The organism is Cyanobacteria bacterium GSL.Bin1, from assembly GCA_009909085.1.
In the GTDB taxonomy this organism is placed as follows: domain Bacteria; phylum Cyanobacteriota; class Cyanobacteriia; order Cyanobacteriales; family Rubidibacteraceae; genus Halothece.
The window spans coordinates 1-18,575 of record JAAANX010000178.1 but is presented as its reverse complement, the minus strand read 5'-3'; the positions used below and the strand labels follow the sequence as shown (position 1 = coordinate 18,575).

Below are 18,575 nucleotides of genomic sequence, written 5' to 3'. Positions count from 1 at the left end.
AAGGTGTTCCTGAGCCTGTCGAAGGATGTCCTGTCGGACTTTTATTTGTTTGGTGACGATTCATCCCCCACTAATCTGACGCTATAGTGGGGGTCTTCTCGTCACATTAAGATAAAAAATGGAATGATCAGCAACTAATTCAGGGTATGTTATTGCTTTAAGGGTTTCGTTTTTATTTCCCCTTCCTGAACGATTTGTCATTGATTTTTATGTTCACCGGTATTTTAGCCATCCTTGCGATTTCTGCTGCAGCAGGAATGCGATTCGCGCTTCCTTTACTGATTATAGGCTTTGTCGACCACCAAAAATTTTGGTCTCAGGTTCCCCTGTTTAGTCAGATTCATCCGCAAGTTGTTTTAGCGATTTTAATCAGTTGGTCTTTATTAGAATTATTGGGTTCCAAACGATTACTCGGACAACGGGTCTTACAACTGATTCAGTTAGCGTTAAGTCCTCTCGCTGGATTATTATTAGCGGTTACAGTGGGAAAACTGGCAGCGTATAACACCACTCAACTTTGGTTGATTGGAATCAGTGGCGGCATGTTAGCCTTCCTTTTACAGCTGGTACAGGTGGGATGGTTCTTTCGCTTGCGAGGGATTCCACCCTGGGTGGCTTTGGGTGAAGATGTTTTATCGGTATTACTCGTTTTATATGCCTTTAGTGCGCCAGAGGAGGGGGGATTGATTGCTATGATGTTAATTTGGCTTGCTGTTCGTAGCTCTACTAGCTGGAAAAGCTGGCATGAGCGTCAACCCAGAAATCATCGGCAAAGACTTGAGGAGAAATCGTGAAAATTTTACGTTGGTTTGTTCTGGGCATTACCTTGTTTTTTCTCGTCAAAACCTTTCGTCAGCATTGGCAAGACGTGGTTGCGATTGAATTAGATGTTTCCCAGCTTTACTACAGCGCGATCGCGCTGATTTTGACGCTCACTGCTCATATTTGGTCGGGTATAGTTTGGGCAGGAATTTTGAAGTTTCTTCAGCAACCGTCCTCTCTGATTTGGGTCTTACCGATTTACTTACAAACGAATTTAGCCAAATATATTCCCGGGAATGTGTGGCATTTTTATGGACGCATTCGAGCGATGCAAAGCGCAGGAATTCATCTGAGTACGGCGACATTAACGACGCTTTTAGAGCCCCTGCTCATGGCAACAGCAGCGGTTCTAATTGCCATAATGACCCTTTTCCGAGGTGGATTGATAACAACCCACAATCAGTTCTACGCTCTCTTTCCCTTCTTCTTTGCCGGAACGATCTTGATTATTATTCATCCGCGCTTCCTCAATCCTCTGCTGGCCTTAGCAGGACGCTTCAAAAATCAATCTCTCACCCCCAGTTATCCCCAAATTCAGCAGTATCCTTGGCGTCCTTTATGTGGAGAAATTGGTTTTTTAATGTTGCGCGCCAGCGCTTTTATGGTCACAATTGCCAGTTTAACCCCACTGAAAATTGAACATTTTCCCTTACTGCTGGGTGTCTTTAGTCTTTCCTGGTTCTTCGGCTTAGTCGTTCCTTCTCCTGGCGGTATTGGCGTTTTTGAAAGTATCGCGATCGCGCTTTTAAATTCCACCTTTTCCCCTGCGATTCTTCTGAGTAGCCTCGCGCTCTTTCGCTTGTTGAGTCTTACCGCCGAAGCGTTAGCCGGTGTGCTAGCTTGGGGCGTCACTCAGACTCAGATGAGAGGAAGTAGGGGAGAGCACCCAGAGAAAATGATCGAAAAAAAACGAGATAAGGTCAGCAATAAAGAATAACTGACCATCAATAACCAAACGAAATGATTCCTAGCAACCAGAAAGCGTGAAGATGATTAAGATTCAACCCCTGCTCAAAACCCAGTTGGAGGAAGTCACCTTTCTCGATCAACTTTGTTTTGGTGGACTCTGGACAAAAGGGGCTTATGAGCAAGAAATTGACAGCACACGCAGCCTCTTGCTAGCCGTTGTTCAACAAAATACCGCAGAGGAAGAATATCTGATAGGGATAGGTTGTTTTTGGGCAATTGTAGAAGAAGCTCATATCACTCTACTGGGCATTCATCCTGATTGCCGCCAACAAGGGTTAGGGGAACTCTTATTGTGTCAGCTTTTACTGGCAGCGATTCGTTGGCCCCTCGAACGCGCCACCCTAGAAGTGAGAGTGTCTAACGCCAGCGCGATCGCGCTCTATCAGAAACTGGGGTTTACCATTGCGGGACGACGAAAAAACTATTACCCGATTCCCCCAGAAGATGCTTTCATTTTGTGGCATTCTCACTTGGCGGATCCCAATTTTGCGGAAACGTTACAAACATTACAGAAAAAAAGATCCGCTACCCTCTTGACGAAAGGATGGCAGATCTTGCAAAGTAGTTAAGGCTTGGATTTTTAAAAATGTGTAAAACTTGCTGTAATCCGCTTATTCTCCCTGAAAAGTAAGGAAACCCCTACTCCTGTTTAGCCTAACACCCCCATAGCCAACTAACAAACCACGGGATCACCTATGTTAGAATCAGCGTAACAAGGGCACGCAGCAGGTGATAACAATAGGCTATGTTTGAACGCTTCACAGAAAAAGCAATTAAGGTGATTATGCTTGCTCAAGAGGAAGCACGTCGCCTCGGTCACAACTTCGTTGGCACAGAACAGATCCTTCTTGGCTTAATCGGAGAAGGAACTGGCGTAGCCGCGAAAGTTCTCAAATCAATGGGCGTCAATCTCAAAGATGCTCGCATTGAAGTGGAAAAAATTATCGGACGCGGTTCCGGATTTGTTGCCGTTGAAATTCCTTTCACTCCTAGAGCCAAGCGAGTGTTAGAACTCTCTCTTGAAGAAGCACGGCAACTTGGACATAATTACATTGGAACTGAACACCTTCTCCTGGGCTTAATTCGCGAAGGAGAAGGCGTAGCAGCACGCGTCCTGGAAAACTTGGGTGTTGACCTCTCGAAAGTCCGGACCCAAGTGATTCGGATGTTGGGAGAAACCGCTGAAGTTTCCAGCGGTTCCAGTCAAGGGCGGACAAAAACACCGACGCTCGATGAGTTTGGTTCCAACCTGACCCAGCTGGCAACGGATAGTAAACTCGATCCCGTCGTCGGTCGTCAAAACGAAATTGAGCGGGTGATCCAAATTTTGGGTCGTCGCACCAAAAACAATCCGGTTTTAATTGGTGAACCCGGCGTTGGTAAAACCGCAATCGCAGAAGGATTAGCCCAACGCATTGCCAATGAAGATGTTCCCGACATTCTCGAAAACAAGCGGGTCGTGACCCTCGATATTGGCTTACTCGTTGCCGGTACGAAATATCGCGGGGAATTTGAAGAACGCCTGAAAAAAATCATGGACGAAATTCGTCAAGCGGGAAATGTCATTCTGGTAATTGACGAAGTTCACACCTTAATCGGTGCCGGTGCCGCAGAAGGGGCGATTGATGCGGCAAATATTCTCAAGCCCGCCCTGGCGCGCGGAGAACTGCAATGTATTGGGGCGACAACCCTCGATGAATATCGCAAACATATTGAGCGCGACGCAGCCCTAGAACGTCGGTTCCAACCCGTTATGGTGGGCGAACCCACTGTAGAAGATACCGTAGAAATTCTCTTTGGCTTGCGCGATCGGTATGAACAGCACCACAAGCTCCGCATTACCGATGCAGCGCTGGATGCGGCGGCAAAACTCTCGGATCGATACATCAGCGATCGCTATCTTCCCGATAAAGCAATCGACCTGATTGATGAAGCCGGTTCTCGGGTACGTTTGATCAACTCGCAACTGCCGCCGGCAGCGAAAGAACTGGACGAAGAACTGCGTCAAGTGCTGAAACAAAAGGATGATGCAGTGCGTTCCCAAGACTTTGATCGAGCGGGAGAACTGCGCGATCGCGAGATGGAAATCAAGAGTGAAATTCGCTCTCTTGCCTCCGCGAAAAATTCAGAAGCCAGCAAAGATGACCAAGTCGGTCCGGTGGTTGACGTGGAAGAAATCGCCCACATCGTCGCCTCTTGGACGGGCGTTCCCGTCAGCAAAATCACCGAAACCGAATCGGAAAAACTGCTGCACATGGAAGACACCTTGCACAAACGTCTCATCGGTCAAGAAGAAGCCGTCCGAGCCGTTTCTCGCGCCATCCGTCGCGCCCGTGTCGGTCTGAAAAATCCCAACCGCCCAATCGCGAGTTTCATCTTCTCCGGTCCCACCGGTGTGGGTAAAACTGAGTTAACCAAGGCATTAGCGACTTACTTCTTCGGTTCGGAAGATGCAATGATCCGCTTAGATATGTCTGAGTTCATGGAACGGCATACCGTTTCTAAGCTCATTGGTTCCCCACCGGGCTATGTGGGCTACAACGAAGGAGGACAACTGACCGAAGCGGTTCGTCGTCGTCCTTACACCGTTGTTCTCTTTGATGAAATTGAAAAAGCCCACCCTGACGTCTTCAATATGCTGCTGCAAATTTTAGAAGATGGTCGTCTCACTGATGCCAAAGGCCGCACAGTAGACTTCAAAAACACCTTGTTAATCATGACCTCCAACATTGGTTCTAAGGTTATCGAAAAAGGTGGTGGCGGTTTAGGCTTTGAACTCGATGAAGATCAAGCCGAATCGCAATACAATCGCATTCGTTCCCTCGTTAACGAAGAATTGAAGCAATACTTCCGTCCTGAATTTCTCAACCGTCTTGACGAAATCATTGTCTTCCGTCAACTCAATCGTGAGGAAGTCAAGGAAATTGCCGAAATTATGCTGCGAGAAGTCTTCTCCCGTCTCACTGAACAAGAAATCAAGCTTGAAGTTACTGATGCGTTCAAAGAGCGGTTAGTAGAAGAAGGATATAGCCCCAGTTATGGTGCGCGTCCTCTTCGCCGAGCGATTATGCGCTTGCTAGAAGACATCCTCGCCGAGGAAATTCTCTCCGGTCGCCTGAGCGAAGGAGATACAGCAACCGTTGATGTGGTAGAGGGAGAAGTAAAAGTCTTTCCCCAAGAGAAGAAGAAAGAGTTACTTCCTCAAGGATCAGAGTAATTAAGACCAATCACCTTAATTGCTGTTAATCCCTTCATTTAAGCAAGAAGCGGTAGAGTATATCTACCGCTTTTTCTTGGCTTCAGTTTGTCGGGGTATTCTCCTGATCTAGCACTAGGGAACAGCCTTCAAGACTGTGACTAGGTTTCAGGATTAAGAAATTTTCTAATCCCCTTCCGCACCTGAAAACGTAGGGCTATACAACAACCCCCCAGGTACAGACATTAATTGTCCATCGCTGACTCCACCGATTCTTCTGCTGGTGCAGGAGCTAACATATCATCCGGGAGGAAAATGCGCGCACTCACGGCTAATAAAGCCAGACCAAAGGTCAGGATAACGAGAAATGGGATCACATAAGCACGAATAATATTCATTGGTCACATAATCAGTAAAATTGAGTTGTTTTTAACGTTTCCCAGTTTAACCGATCAAGCACTGATCACTTTAGGGAGCAATTTTTACAACCAAAACCACTAACAATCATCCAAAGAAATGGCTAGTGTTTCTATTATTATTCCCACTTTAAACGAAGGAACTTGTCTCAAAAAAAATTTACCCAATCTTAGTCTTTTATCACCGGCTGCAGCAGAAATTATTATTATTGATGGCGGCAGTGAAGATCCCACACTATCTGTCGTTGACGAAATCGCTTCTCAATTTTTTCCTACTTGCGTAATCCAAGTTTTAACCTCTACTCCAGGACGGGCCAAACAACTAAATGCAGGGGTCAAAAAAGCAACCGGAGATTATTTGTGTTTCCTCCATGCTGATACTTTGGTTCCCTATGATTTAGTCGATATCATCAGTAAAGTTTTATTTGATCCCACTATTGCTTGTGCTGGCTTTATTTCTCTCATGAGTGGACATGATCAAACGCGTTGGGGAATTTCTTTACATAATTTTCTAAAAACTTATTACGCCCCTTTTTTATTTCATCCTTGGCTTTTTTTTCACAAAGGTTTACGACTGTTATTTGGGGATCAAGTGATGTTTTGTCGTCGTCAAGACTTTATTGATTGCGGTGGGTTTGATGCTACACTGCCAATTATGGAAGAAGCAGATTTATGCTTACGTTTGTGTCATTATGGTCGGATTAAACAAGTGAACCGGATTGTGCAATCCTCTGACCGCAGAGTTGCAAAATGGGGACCTTGGAAAGCAAATTTTATCTATTTAATGATTGGTTGTTTGTGGGGAATGGGAGTGTCTGCTCATTGGTTAAAACAGTTTTATGAAGAAATCCGTTAAATCGTAATTAATGATCTATGAATTAGGAATAACTGATCATTGATTGCTCATTTAAATGCCAATTATAAGGCAGATATTGCACAGAGGTTGATTCTGGAACCGTCACTGATAAATATTGATTAATATAAGTCAGAATTGATGGGCTGACTTGCAAAAAATCTTTTTTATACCACTTAAAAATTTTACTGTACTGCAGGAGGTTATGTTCCGGAAAATAGCTTACTTTATCCACATTATTAATAAAACGGGTAGCATCATCTGTTAATTGTTCCTGAATGCGGATGGGGGAGTAGGCTTCATTGCGTAACAGCGGACATCCTCTCGCTGCACAAACCAGGGCAAAATGGATTCGAGGTTCTTGCCATTGTTGCCGCAGCAGCTTATGCTCAATATCGTTGAGACTCAAGGGTTGATCATCTAGAGTATATATTGGTTGTGTAAAAAATCGCAAAAAAGAAATCCAGTTTGGTATTCCCAAAAAACGTGGGAGAATCGATTTTAGAGGATACTGCTTTAAAATTTGGGCAATGACAAGGGCATTATAAAGATTGATGAGAAGTGTTAATTGTTCTTCACTGGAAAGTTGCCGTAGCTGAAGAGAAGAGATAGAATTTAACCACTGGTTCAGCTCTTCTTTTGCTTCTAATTGCCAACGCCGATAATCAACTTGTCCTTGAGTATTAACATATTCTTTTAATAATTGATTCCAAACAAAATAATCAACCATGAGATTATGATTCTTTTTGCTCTCAAGTTTTTAATTGCTCCTTTGCGCAGTATAGCGTGGCGATTTTTAAAATATAAAATTCGTCGTGATTTCCCAACTGTTCAACAATTGGATACAGAAACATTGGCGCATTGGTTAGAACAAGATCAGGGCAAAGTGCAGTTGATTGATACTCGCCAAAAAGAAGAGTTTTTAGTGAGTCATCTTCCCCACGCTCAACATATTCCAGACGTAGAAACAGCCCAGGCAAAATTGAATCCAGAACAAACAATTGTTGCCTATTGTTCTGTTGGCTATCGTTCCTCTCGTCTTGCTCAACAATTACAGGGACTAGGATATAATCAAGTTTGGAATCTAGAAGGCTCGATTTTTCAATGGGCAAATGAAAAACGCCCTCTAATGCGTGATCATCAACAGCTAACTGAACGCGTGCATCCCTATCGTAAAAACTGGCAGTGGTTACTCAAAGATAGTTAATTCAACTGGCTTCCCTCTCGGCAGCAAACAGACAACCCATTGCTCCAAGTTTGATCATGTTCAAAATTCAATCGCTTACAATTCCAGTTTTAGACCGCTATCTCACTCGAGAATTAATCCTTCCCTTTTTATTTGGGGTGGGGGCATTTGCTTCCATTGGACTGTCTGTGGGAACAGTTTTTGAGTTAGTGCGACAAGTGGCAGAGTCGGGATTATCGATCGCGATCGCGCTGCGGGTTTTTCTCTTACGAATGCCAGAATTTATTGTGCTAGCCTTCCCGATGTCCACACTACTAGCAACGCTGATGACCTATAGTCGTCTCTCCAGCGATAGTGAAATTATTGCCTTACGCAGTGTGGGAGTCAGTGTCTATCGGTTGGTCATTCCCGCTTTAATTATGAGTTTATTCGTCACAGGTCTAACCTTTGCCTTTAATGAGTCTATTGTTCCTGCTGCCAGTTATCAAGCAAGGATTACCCTGGAACGCGCCTTGAAGGGCGAAAAACCCCCCTTTCGCAAAAAAAACATCCTCTATACCGATTATGATGATGTGGAACAATCGAATGGAGAAGAACGAGAAGTTCTGGTTCGTTTGTTTTATGCCGAACAATTTAATGGCGAAGAGATGCGGGGGTTAACGGTTATTGATCGCACACGCGAAAATCTAAGTCAGATTATTAATGCTGAGTCAGCAACTTGGAATCCCAAGTTAAATAAATGGGATTTTTATAATGGCACCAGTTACTTAATTACTCCAGGTTCCTCTTACAATAATGTCGTTCAATTTGAGCATAAAGTTTTGAACTTACCGAAAACGCCCCTCGATTTAACTCAGCGATCGCGAGACTATGGGGAAATGAATTTAGTTCAATCCTTAAAATATTTAGATTTGGTGCGAGCCACCAGTGATGATGATAAACTACGGGAGCTAAAAGTACGGATTCAACAGAAAGTTTCTTTTCCATTTGTGTGTTTAGTCTTTGGTGTGGTGGGGGCAGCATTAGGAACAAAACCGCAACAAACGGGTCGGGGAACCAGCTTTGGCATTAGCATTTTAATTATTTTCGGCTATTATCTCATTGCTTTTATTTCCGGCGCGATCGGGCAAGTGGGATTTTTATCTCCCTTTATGGCAGCTTGGATTCCTAACTTTTTAGGCTTCGGAATCGGTGGGTGGTTACTGTTTCGCTCCGCCCATTAAAATAAAAAGAGTCCCTTCTATTTTTAAGCTGATGTTTTTAAAATTATTTAAATCTCTTCTTCTAATCATCGTCCTATTTTGTAGTACCTTTTTCTGGAATCCTAGCCCGAGTTTAGCAACGAATTCTATTGAAATCGCTAGCATTTTCTCGTTTTCGGGAGAACAACCTAAGAATTTAGGAGTTAAAAATGGAAGGTTATCTAAATGTCCACAAACGCCTAATTGTGTGTCAAGCCAAAGTAAAGATGTCACCCATAAAGTTGAACCTTTAACCTATCATTCTTCTGAAAAAGAAGCCTTTGATCAGCTCAAAAATATTATTAAAGAAACAGACAACGCGGAAATTATTAAAGCAACTCCTAATTATTTATATGCTCAGTATACGAGTCGTATCATGGGTTTTGTTGACGATGTAGAATTTTATTTAAACTCACAAGAAAACTTGATTCATGTCCGTTCAGCGTCTCGGGTCGGAGAATCGGATTTGGGGGTTAACCGCCGTCGCATTGAACGCATCCGCAAGCAATTCCAAGCCTAGAGGAAATGGGTAATTAATAGCGTATCACTCTCCATTGCGGGTGACGTGGCAGTGATGATTACTGTTTATTCTTGTTCTCCCAAAGTGATGCTTCAAAATTCAGGATTTAAGGTTTTTGGATGGCGTTGCACCCACTTGAGCACTGTGATAACTTAACAAGTATGTATGACGAAGACGACCTCACCCTACTAGATACAGACGCTGATTTCTCAGAAGAAAGCCCTTTAGATCAAATGGAATCGGTGGAAGAAGAAGCACCTCCCCTTGATCCAGAGGAAATGCTGCCTTTATTGCAATCTGAGCAACCAGCGCAACGGATGTTGGCAGCGCGCGCTTTTTGTGAGTTAGAAGATGATCGCGCGGTTCCGGCTTTAATTGCACTCCTCACAGATATTTGTCCTTTAGTCCGCGTCAGTGCAGCTTATGCCCTGGGGCGAAATCCGCATCCTGATGCGGTTGTTCCTCTGATTGAGCAGTTGGCAACCGACTGGAATGGCTATGTCCGCAAGGGCTTAGTTTGGGCACTGGGAAACTCGCGCGATCGCCGCTCGATTCCGCCGCTTCTCCAGGCTCTAGCTACTGATATCTCTGCCGTGCGTCTTTGGGCCGCGAGTGCCTTAACCCATGTGGGAAAACTGAATTACGAAGATATTATCCCCGCAATTCCGCCAATTATTGAAGGGTTGAGAAGAGATACGATTCCTGCAGTGCGCAGTAATTGTGCTTGGACACTGGGACAACTTTGTGCCGAGTTGCCCTCTAATGTCGTGTATGCAACGGCTGTCGATGCTTTAATTGAAGCGTATGTGGAAGATGGGGACTTTGGGGTGAAAGAAGATGCCAAAGCCTCGCTTTTGAAACTTGGCGATCCTCGTGGTTTACAGATGATTGAAGATTTGGAAGAAGAAGGATTAATCAATTAGTCTCTGTTTTACCGATTTTACCGATTCACCGCATAAACATCTTTTTCCCGTCCAATCGCAAAACGGAGGGAGTGAGGAACACTTTTGCTCGATCGCGTCAGGAAAACCAGCAACGCTAACGCCGCTAAGGTCACACCCACTTGGAACAATCCGCGATAGCCTAAGATCTCGGCTAAAGAGCCAATTCCCGGTCCAGCAAGGGCAATGCCTAAATCAAATCCCCCAATCGAGAGAGCATAAATCCGTCCCCGTTCGCTAGTTAGGGACCGATCGGACATTAAAGCAATCATCATTGGAATTAGCGTACCGCCTCCTGCTCCCTGCGCGATCGCGGCAATTAAAAATTCTACGGGTGTACTGGCATTGGCCAGTAAATACATGGCGACGGTGTATAAGGTCAAACTCATGGTGATGAAAATACCGCGTCCATAAGCATCAGAGGCGCGTCCAATAAACATCCGCATGACAAAGCTCGCGATCGCGGACGTTGTGTAATACAATCCTGGATTCAACGGAATTCCTAACTCGCGCACGTATAAAGGCAGAAATGTCGTTAGCGTACCAAAGACTAATCCCACCATGAATAAAACTGTGGCTGGGGTCCGAATCCGGGGACTAAGTAAAATATTCCAAAAGCCAGTTTGTGAGTCTTCTTCCGCTGCTGCGTCCTGATTCTGTTTTTCCCTCACCTCCGTAACTTGCGATGCAAAAAGTAAACCCAGATAACCCGATGCAGCGGAAACGGCAAATAAAATCTCATAACCGAGACTCGCTTGCAGATATCCCCCTAAAGCCGGTCCCACAGCTAACCCAACCGGAACCACTAAACTCATATAACCAATGAGTTCCCCCCGTTTCTCCGGTGGTGACCAATCCACTACCAGCGTGCTGTAACCGGTGGTAAAGGCAGCAATACTAATGCCATGAAACGCTCGAAATATCATGAGCAGGGGGATCGAATCCACAAAGAAATATCCCACAGGAGCAGTCCCCACAACAAACGTCCCAATCATGATCACGAGTTTCCGACTCCGTTGGTCCGAAAGTTGTCCCAATTGCGCGCGAAACAATAGCAAACCAATGGCAAAACTACCCATAACAAGACCCACCTGATATTTACTGCCGCCAATGTCAATAATGTAAGCGGGTAAGGTGGGCAAAAGGCTGGTTAAGCTAGTCCAGAAGAGTAAACCCGATATCGCAAGAACAGCAAGATTTTTGGTTTGCGTTGGAGTAAGAGTTTTCAGGACGTTCACGCAGGTTGCTCCCTCAAAAAATTTCTTTCCTCAGTTTACTATTCTTAACATTTTCTGTAATCTACTTCTAGGGAGACAAGGAGATGCCTTGTTCCCTATTTTCTAATCATTAATCGTCAAAGTGATTAATAATGGCTTGGGCAAACTCAGAACACTTAAGTGGCGGATCGACTTTCGGCGTCATCATCCGGGCTAAATCATAAGTGACTTCTCGTCGCGCGATCGCGCCCGCTAGACCTTTCTGCACCAACTGGGCGGCTTCATCCCAACCCAAATATTCCAACATCATTACCCCAGACAGAATCAATGAACCCGGGTTAACCCGATCTAACCCGGCGTGTTTGGGGGCGGTACCATGAGTTGCCTCAAAAATCGCACAGTGATCACCAATATTAGCGCCAGGTCCCATTCCTAAACCACCGACTAACGCAGCAGCAGCATCGGATAAATAATCCCCATTTAAGTTCATCGTCGCAAGAATGGAATACTCATTGGGACGGGTTTGAATTTGCTGGAAAATACTATCAGCAATGCGGTCATTCACCATCACCTTATCTTTCCATTTGCCCTCGCCGTGAGTCTCCCAAAGACGATCAAGAACCGCTTGCACCTCTTGCTTAATCTCTTCGCGCCGTTCTGGAGTGACACTATCAAATCCGGGTTCCACTTGACGAGCGTTTTCTTCCAAACTCAAATCCGGATTATTTTCCTTATTTCCTAGAATCCAAGATTCTCGTTCCGTGACACACTCATTGCGAAACTCGGTTGTTGCCAACTCATAGCCCCAATCCCGAAACGCGCCCTCCGTATACTTCATAATATTGCCCTTATGCACCAACGTTACTTGCTGCTTATTCTTGGGCAATTGCAGGGCATGTTTAATCGCCCGACGCACTAAACGCTGAGAACCCGTTTTACTAATGGGTTTAATTCCAATGCCAGAATCAAGCCGAATCTGTTTCTTGCCATGTTCTGGGGTATTCGGAATGAAGTCATTATTGAGGAGATCAATTAACTTCTGTGCGGTTTCAGTCCCTTCTTTCCACTCAATCCCGAGATAAATATCTTCTGTATTTTCCCGATAGATAATCACATCTAATCGTTCTGGGTAGTGGTGCGGCGAGGGCGTACCCGGATAATACCGACAAGGACGAACACAAGCATACAAATCATTGATTTGACGCAAGGCAACATTGAGAGAACGAATGCCACCGCCAACTGGAGTGGTCAAAGGTCCTTTAATGGCAACGCCATATTCTCGAATCGCTTGCAGGGTATCTTCCGGTAAATACTGAAATGTCCCGTAGTGTTCACAGGCTTCATCCCCCGCATAAATTTTGAACCAGTTGATTTTCTTCTGGTCACCATAAGCCTTTTTGACTGCTGCTTCTAAAACTTTCTGTGTCGCCGGCCAAATATCATAGCCTGTTCCATCACCGCGAATGAAGGGAATAATCGGATCATCAGGAACAACGGGTTCACCATCTTTAAACGTAATTTTTGTTCCAACACTAGGAGGGGTAATTTTTTCGTACATTTTCGCTCGACACTAACAGATAATGCTCAATAGTGCCACAGGAAACGGGAATTCACAACTTCAACATAATCGCGGGAGTCCCTACGCTCAGCAAAGCGGCTTAGGGAGGGATAGCGGGGGATGAGGAGTCCTACCCGTAGGGTAGGCGACGAATTCCCAATCCATCTGCTACCATAAATTTATTCATCTTTTGAAAGCTGAGATGACCAAAACCCAAACCGTAACAGTAGCGTGCAAGCTCAAGGTCGATAGAGAAGTCGCCAAAGAAATTGACGACACTTTGTTGGCATTTAGTTCTGCTTGCGATTGGGTGAACCAGAACACTCCTCCGAAAATGACCAACAAGACAGCAATGCAGTCTCTGGTCTATCAAGAGGTGCGGACTCGGTTTGGGCTGTCAGCCAACTTAGCTATTCAGGCGATCCGGAGAGTTTGCGCTAACCGAAAAACTGCCAAACCAAAGAATAAGCCAGTTAAAGCATTCTCCCCCACTTCAGCGAGTTATGACGCAAGAATCTTCAGTTTTAGAGAGAAAGACTGGACAGTTTCGATAAAACTAATAAATAGTCGCCCTCGTTTAGAGTTGCTGATTGGAAACTACCAACGATACTTGTTGAAGGGGAGTAAGCCAACTTCAGCAACCTTAGTTAAGCGAAAAGATAGGACTTATTATGTCCATATTCAGATTGACCAAAACATCCCAGATCCTACCGAAACCGATCAGGTTTTAGGGGTAGATCTGGGTAGAACCGATATTGCAACAACATCACAAGGGGAATCATGGTCTGGGAAACAGATTACGGATAAGCGAAACCATTATTCCAAAATGAGAGCAGTTCTCCAAAGAAAAGCGGTGAAAGGCACAAGAAGTTCTCGGCGAAGATGTCGCCAACTTCAGAAACGGTTGTCAGGCAAGGAGAAACGCTTTCAGAAATGGATAAACCATAATATTAGTCGGTTGTTGGTTGATAATGTTGCAACCAATAATTTAGGAATTGCGCTAGAAGACCTAACTGGAATTAGAGAGCGTACCAATAAAAGTCCAAGAAGTAAAAAGGATAAGCGACTTGGGAATAATTGGGCGTTCTATCAGTTAAGGCAGTTCATCTTCTACAAGTGTGTTCTCAAAGGAGTAAAACTGGTTTTTGTTAACCCAGCTTATACTTCCAAAACCTGCTCTCACTGTCTTCATCTTGGGGAGCGTAAGGGAAAGCGGTTTTCCTGTGGACATTGCGGAAATAAGATGGATGCCGACTTAAATGGCGCAAAAAATATAGCGGCGTTAGGGGCTGTTGTAAACCAGCCTAGAGGCACGGGATTGTTTTGTAAGTTAAGTCCGAACAAGCAATATGTTCAGCTTACCTGATTTGACGACTCAGGGCTACTAAAAAAAGCGTCTTGCGAGCGCGTAAGCGGCAAGACGTAGTTTACTCCTCAGTGATTATTCGTTGATTTCATTAGGATCAATTCCCAACTCTTTTAGACGAGCTTCTAAACGTTCCGCCCGTTGTTGTTCGGTATCCGCCCGTTGCTGTTCCAGATCTGCCCGTTGTCTTTCTGCTTCTGCTGGGGTAAGAATCCAATTTCCATTTTCATCTTGCCAGCGCAACCATTTCCCTTGGATTTGTTCATAAGTTCCCTCCCACAAGCCAAGACTCATTTGAATTTCCTGGACCCACAGACTGTTATTGTTGAGTAATAATCGCTGATAACCTTTTTGGGTTAAGGTAAAGGCTTGCATTTGCTGAGTATAACGACTGTAGGTGACATAATAGGGAATCTGCAAAATTTGTTCGTAAACCTCCCATTTCGTTGGCGGTTGATTTTTCCCACTTTCCGTTTCTCCTAAGTCTTCTTTTTCGGTTCCCGGTGAGAGCAATTCAATGACGATTAAGGGAGCGACTTCTTCTTGCCAAATCACATAGCTAAGTCTTAAGTCTTCGTCATTATATAAACGGGGAATACCGACCACAGCAAACCAATCGGGACGCTTATACCATTGCGTGTGGCGGAAATCATAGTATAAATTCAGGTCAGTTGCTGTCAAAATTTCTTCGGAAGGATAATTGGCCGGTCGAAACGTTTCGTCTAATAATCGCGGCTGATAAATATGGAATTGATCGGGCAAACCTGGTTCCTCTGGGTCTTCACTCGGTAAATCATACATGGTGGGGAGAAGACTTTTAGGAGGCTGCTGAGGATTGGTTTGATACATAGGTCGCTCAGGAGTTTGTTGTGGCATTACTCTCAAGGGGTGACAAACCGGTTCGGATTGAGACTGGGGTTAGGTTTTTGGGATTAGGGGTTTGGGGTTCAAGAAGGTTTTAGGGAATCGGGGTTAGGGATTCAGTATCTGAAAATTGCTGGGGATTTTGAGTTTTATAAGAATGCGCGATCGCGCCACTTTCAATAGTTTCTCTGACGCAATCGCACCCGCTCAATTAAGAAACGGTTTCTTCTTGACCACTGGCTAAACGTCCCAATCCCCAACACAATAGGGCATTCACTAGCAGATAGCTTCTCGCCAGCCAACCACTGCCTAAGCCCCAGAGTGCTGGCGAAACCACGGCACTAATGGCAAGAAAGGAAGCCACCCCTAAGCTGGTTCCGACGGCAAACCAACGCCAGCGGGGATTTTGTAATAGTAACAGCACTAACCCTAAAGGAATTAACACACTGGCAAACAACGGATTCAGAACCGGACTTCCTTGAATGGCATTGCCTAACTCGGGAATCGAACTGCCCATCACGCGAAACGGCGCTTGCGGTAAATCAAAGATATAGAACCCTTTCAGGAAAAATAAGCCCGAACTACCAGCAACAATACCACTGGCTAATGACCAACTCCAAGCAAACGGAAAATAAGTCCGTAATAACCAAGCCAAGAGATACCCGCCGATAACAGTGGCGAGTTTGAAGGGTAGCATGACCGTACCGCCATCAATCCAGAAACGGGGATTGAGATAGCCATTATCGCGCAGCCAGCGGAAGAAGTCACGAACGCTAATTTGTCCACGGATGGCAAGTTTCACCGCTTGACCAGCATCCAATTGTCCCACACCATAATGATTCATGGGATCTTCTTGCACTTTCCGTACTGACTGTTTCAACACGCTGAGTACTTCGTCTGGTTCTTTAATTCCTGCACTTTTCACTAATGCCGCAACCCCAGCAACGTGAGGGGCTGCCATACTCGTGCCTTGATACCCTGTAAACACCGCTTCTCCCGTATCCGGGCTAATGGTATTTTGCACAACTTTTCCGGCTTCACTGCCGCCGGGGGCGGAAATATCTACCCCAGCGCCAAAGTTGGAATAATTGGCTTTTGCCCCAGCTGGATCCAGTGCCGAAACGCCAATGACATGAGGATAACGGGCAGGATACGCCGCGGAATTTTGGTTGGAGTTGCCAGCCGCCCCAACAATCACCACATCTTTACTGTGAGCATATTTAATTGCTTCTGACATGATGTGACTATCGCCCATCCCACCTAGGCTTAAATTAATCACATCAGCGCCATTATTGGCAGCAAAACGGATGCCTTCTGCAATATCAGCGACCGTTCCCCCACCATTGCCATCAAGGACTTTAATGGGCATGATTTTGGCTTTATAGGCAATCCCGGCAACCCCGTAATTATTATTGGTTGATTGCGCGATCGTTCCCGCAACATGGGTGCCATGTCCGACATCATCATCGGCTTGCACGCGATCATTGACAAAATCATAGCCTTTGACAAACTCAGTTTGTTTTAAGTCGGGAACTTGACTGACCCCCGTATCAATCACTGCCACCGTCACGCCGTCGCCTTGAGATTCATCCCAAGCCTGCTCAAGATTAATACTGCGAAAATTCCACTGTTGGTTATAATCGGGGTCATTAGGAATGGCAAAAGCTTGATACTGATAGTTCCGATCAATTGCTTCAGTCGTTCCTTTGAGCAGTTTTTTCAGAGAATTGACTGTGGGGAGTTCTTCTTCTGATTTGACAATATAAACGCGATCGCGCTCAGAAAATTCACTGTTGAGTTGTGTCGTGACGTGATATTGTTCCTGAAGCGCATTTAATTTACTCTCGATGACCGATTGGGGAATCTCCTCTTTAAAGTCGAGAACATAAGAGTGATAAGTGCCTCGGTGTGCTGATCCGGAAAAGTTCCAGAGGGCAAAGGTTAATCCAAGGAAAAACAAGCCAAAGATAAGCAGTCGTTTCATAATCTTCCGTGGTGAGTTGCCGTTATCGGCTATTTTAGAACAACTTTTGCGAACTGGGGGATCAAGCGCCCAACCGAGAACCCAGAAAACTCTAAAAAAACAAGTTTCATCTTAATTTACAAAATTCGCTCAAACCACTCCGGATCAGGTAATAGCTTCGGCAACAAAGCGCGCGATCGCTTGAAAAAATCTTGAAGACTGATTGCAATCGCGCAATGGAAATGCTTGTACAAAAAATTTTGATGGACGGAATCGAGTCAACACAATGATCAGTTCTTGTGAAAAGCGATCGGCAACAACTTTGTAGTACTTATAAATCGTGCGAGCTGAGCTACTGATGTTCATTTACAACCATGAAAGGATACAGAAAATGCTATCAAGGAAAAAATGTAATTTAGGTAAAAGTAAGCATGAATTGGCGCAAACAATTTCGAGAATGGCATCGACGTTTAGCAGGAATCATGATTCTCCCCCTAATTGTTACCGCTCTAACAGGGGTTTCTTATCGACTCTCTAAAGATTGGTTTGGCTTGACTCGCGATCAAGCTCATTTTTTAATGGTGATTCATGAAGGAGAATATCTCGGGGATCAACTAAAAGGGATTTATGTCTTACTCAATGGGCTCGGCGTCTTGTTTTTATTAACTACAGGAGCAACTATGTTATTCTCTAATGTGATGAAATCGGGACTCTTTTCGTCTCGTAAACAGCAACAAGAAGAATCAAAATCTTGACGTTAAGCCGATATTTAAGTAGGAGTAAAACCTATGGCACTTGCAGTTGGTACGAAAGCACCTGATTTTAAAACGAAAGATAGCGACGGTAATACGGTTTCTCTGTCAGACTTCAAAGGGAAAACGGTTATTCTCTACTTTTACCCCAAAGATGACACCCCTGGTTGCACCAAAGAAGCACAAAGCTTCCGCGATAACTATCAAAAATACCAAGACCAAGAAATGGTTGTACTTGGCGTCAGTCGCGATGACGAAGCGTCTCACAAAATGTTTAAAGAAAAGTATGGTTTACCCTTTACCCTCTTAGCCGATGTGGATGGCAGCATCACTAAAGCCTACGATGCTGATGGTGGTGCTGTCTCTAAGCGCATTACTTATGTTATCGATGGGGAAGGAAACATTAGCTACGTCGATAGCAATGTTAATACCAGTACTCATGCGGATGACGTACTAAGCGCGATCAAATAGCTTGATTTTGACCCCAATTTATTCTTCCTGATTCCTCCCTTTGTGGAGGATATTTATTCCCTATCCTCTACACTGTCCTTGGGGAGAGGGGGAGAAAATAGGTAACCACAGTTGATTGTCTGGTCACTCGGTTATAGGAATCGCCGTAAAACCAACGTGCTTTAGCCGTTGGATCTAAGGCCCGGAGCAAAGCGTGAGGATGAGTCGAAGACGAACAAACTTTTAACGTGCTAAGATAAG

General features: G+C 44.8%; 18 protein-coding genes. 12 read left to right on the top strand and 6 right to left on the bottom strand.

What is annotated here, in order from left to right:
- The first annotated feature begins 209 nt into the window (after window positions 1–209).
- From GVY04_20535 to GVY04_20515, 5 genes are all read left to right on the top strand, one after another.
- Window positions 210–794 carry a DUF4126 family protein gene (locus GVY04_20535; protein ID NBD18429.1) on the top strand — a complete coding sequence of 195 codons (585 nt, stop codon included), beginning with the start codon at window positions 210–212 and terminating at the stop codon, window positions 792–794.
- Complete coding sequence (locus GVY04_20530) at window positions 788–1,759, top strand: UPF0104 family protein (GenBank protein NBD18428.1); 972 nt, start codon at window positions 788–790, stop codon at window positions 1,757–1,759. The genes GVY04_20535 and GVY04_20530 overlap by 7 nt, the downstream gene beginning before the upstream one ends.
- 52 nt (window positions 1,760–1,811) lie before the next feature.
- Window positions 1,812–2,360: a ribosomal protein S18-alanine N-acetyltransferase gene (gene rimI, locus GVY04_20525; protein NBD18427.1), complete on the top strand. Its 549-nt coding sequence runs from the start codon at window positions 1,812–1,814 to the stop codon at window positions 2,358–2,360.
- A gap of 176 nt (window positions 2,361–2,536) precedes the next feature.
- On the top strand, window positions 2,537–5,008 hold the full coding sequence (locus GVY04_20520; protein ID NBD18426.1) for an AAA domain-containing protein: 2,472 nt from the start codon (window positions 2,537–2,539) through the stop codon (window positions 5,006–5,008).
- A gap of 495 nt (window positions 5,009–5,503) precedes the next feature.
- The gene (locus tag GVY04_20515) at window positions 5,504–6,259 is read left to right on the top strand and encodes a glycosyltransferase (GenBank protein ID NBD18425.1); all 756 of its coding nucleotides are present in this window, start codon (window positions 5,504–5,506) and stop codon (window positions 6,257–6,259) included.
- A gap of 22 nt (window positions 6,260–6,281) precedes the next feature.
- On the opposite strand, the gene GVY04_20510 is transcribed toward GVY04_20515, so the two are convergent.
- The gene (locus GVY04_20510; protein NBD18424.1) at window positions 6,282–6,986 is read right to left on the bottom strand and encodes a DUF547 domain-containing protein; all 705 of its coding nucleotides are present in this window, start codon (window positions 6,984–6,986) and stop codon (window positions 6,282–6,284) included.
- Between the two features lie 6 nt (window positions 6,987–6,992).
- Here GVY04_20510 and GVY04_20505 point away from each other — a divergent pair, with 6 nt between their 5' ends.
- The 4 genes from GVY04_20505 to GVY04_20490 all read left to right on the top strand — a co-directional run bounded on the left by GVY04_20505 (window position 6,993) and on the right by GVY04_20490 (window position 10,126).
- Window positions 6,993–7,463: a rhodanese-like domain-containing protein gene (locus tag GVY04_20505; protein ID NBD18423.1), complete on the top strand. Its 471-nt coding sequence runs from the start codon at window positions 6,993–6,995 to the stop codon at window positions 7,461–7,463.
- Between the two features lie 56 nt (window positions 7,464–7,519).
- Window positions 7,520–8,665, top strand: a complete 1,146-nt coding sequence (locus tag GVY04_20500) for an LptF/LptG family permease (protein NBD18422.1) — start codon at window positions 7,520–7,522, stop codon at window positions 8,663–8,665.
- A gap of 31 nt (window positions 8,666–8,696) precedes the next feature.
- Entirely contained in the window at window positions 8,697–9,203 is a 507-nt protein-coding gene (locus GVY04_20495) for a DUF1499 domain-containing protein (GenBank protein ID NBD18421.1), read from the top strand.
- A gap of 161 nt (window positions 9,204–9,364) precedes the next feature.
- On the top strand, window positions 9,365–10,126 hold the full coding sequence (locus GVY04_20490) for a HEAT repeat domain-containing protein (GenBank protein NBD18420.1): 762 nt from the start codon (window positions 9,365–9,367) through the stop codon (window positions 10,124–10,126).
- A gap of 17 nt (window positions 10,127–10,143) precedes the next feature.
- On the opposite strand, the gene GVY04_20485 is transcribed toward GVY04_20490, so the two are convergent.
- Window positions 10,144–11,382 (bottom strand): MFS transporter, encoded by a 1,239-nt coding sequence (locus GVY04_20485; protein ID NBD18419.1) that lies wholly within the window; start codon window positions 11,380–11,382, stop codon window positions 10,144–10,146.
- Between the two features lie 109 nt (window positions 11,383–11,491).
- Window positions 11,492–12,919, bottom strand: coding sequence for an NADP-dependent isocitrate dehydrogenase (locus tag GVY04_20480; protein NBD18418.1), 1,428 nt, complete (start codon window positions 12,917–12,919; stop codon window positions 11,492–11,494).
- Window positions 12,920–13,121: 202 nt separating this feature from the next.
- Between GVY04_20480 and tnpB the strand changes: the two genes are divergently transcribed.
- A complete protein-coding gene (gene tnpB / locus GVY04_20475; protein ID NBD18417.1) occupies window positions 13,122–14,285 on the top strand; it encodes an IS200/IS605 family element transposase accessory protein TnpB in 1,164 nt (387 codons plus the stop codon).
- A 75-nt stretch (window positions 14,286–14,360) separates the two neighbouring features.
- On the opposite strand, the gene GVY04_20470 is transcribed toward tnpB, so the two are convergent.
- The 3 genes from GVY04_20470 to GVY04_20460 all read right to left on the bottom strand — a co-directional run bounded on the left by GVY04_20470 (window position 14,361) and on the right by GVY04_20460 (window position 17,478).
- Window positions 14,361–15,134 carry a hypothetical protein gene (locus tag GVY04_20470; GenBank protein NBD18416.1) on the bottom strand — a complete coding sequence of 258 codons (774 nt, stop codon included), beginning with the start codon at window positions 15,132–15,134 and terminating at the stop codon, window positions 14,361–14,363.
- Between the two features lie 226 nt (window positions 15,135–15,360).
- The gene (locus GVY04_20465; GenBank protein NBD18415.1) at window positions 15,361–17,133 is read right to left on the bottom strand and encodes a S8 family serine peptidase; all 1,773 of its coding nucleotides are present in this window, start codon (window positions 17,131–17,133) and stop codon (window positions 15,361–15,363) included.
- Window positions 17,134–17,277: 144 nt separating this feature from the next.
- The gene (locus GVY04_20460; protein ID NBD18414.1) at window positions 17,278–17,478 is read right to left on the bottom strand and encodes a hypothetical protein; all 201 of its coding nucleotides are present in this window, start codon (window positions 17,476–17,478) and stop codon (window positions 17,278–17,280) included.
- 65 nt (window positions 17,479–17,543) lie between these two features.
- Between GVY04_20460 and GVY04_20455 the strand changes: the two genes are divergently transcribed.
- Window positions 17,544–17,867 (top strand): PepSY domain-containing protein, encoded by a 324-nt coding sequence (locus GVY04_20455; GenBank protein NBD18413.1) that lies wholly within the window; start codon window positions 17,544–17,546, stop codon window positions 17,865–17,867.
- A 33-nt stretch (window positions 17,868–17,900) separates the two neighbouring features.
- Complete coding sequence (locus GVY04_20450; protein ID NBD18412.1) at window positions 17,901–18,335, top strand: redoxin domain-containing protein; 435 nt, start codon at window positions 17,901–17,903, stop codon at window positions 18,333–18,335.
- Window positions 18,336–18,575 lie beyond the last annotated feature (240 nt).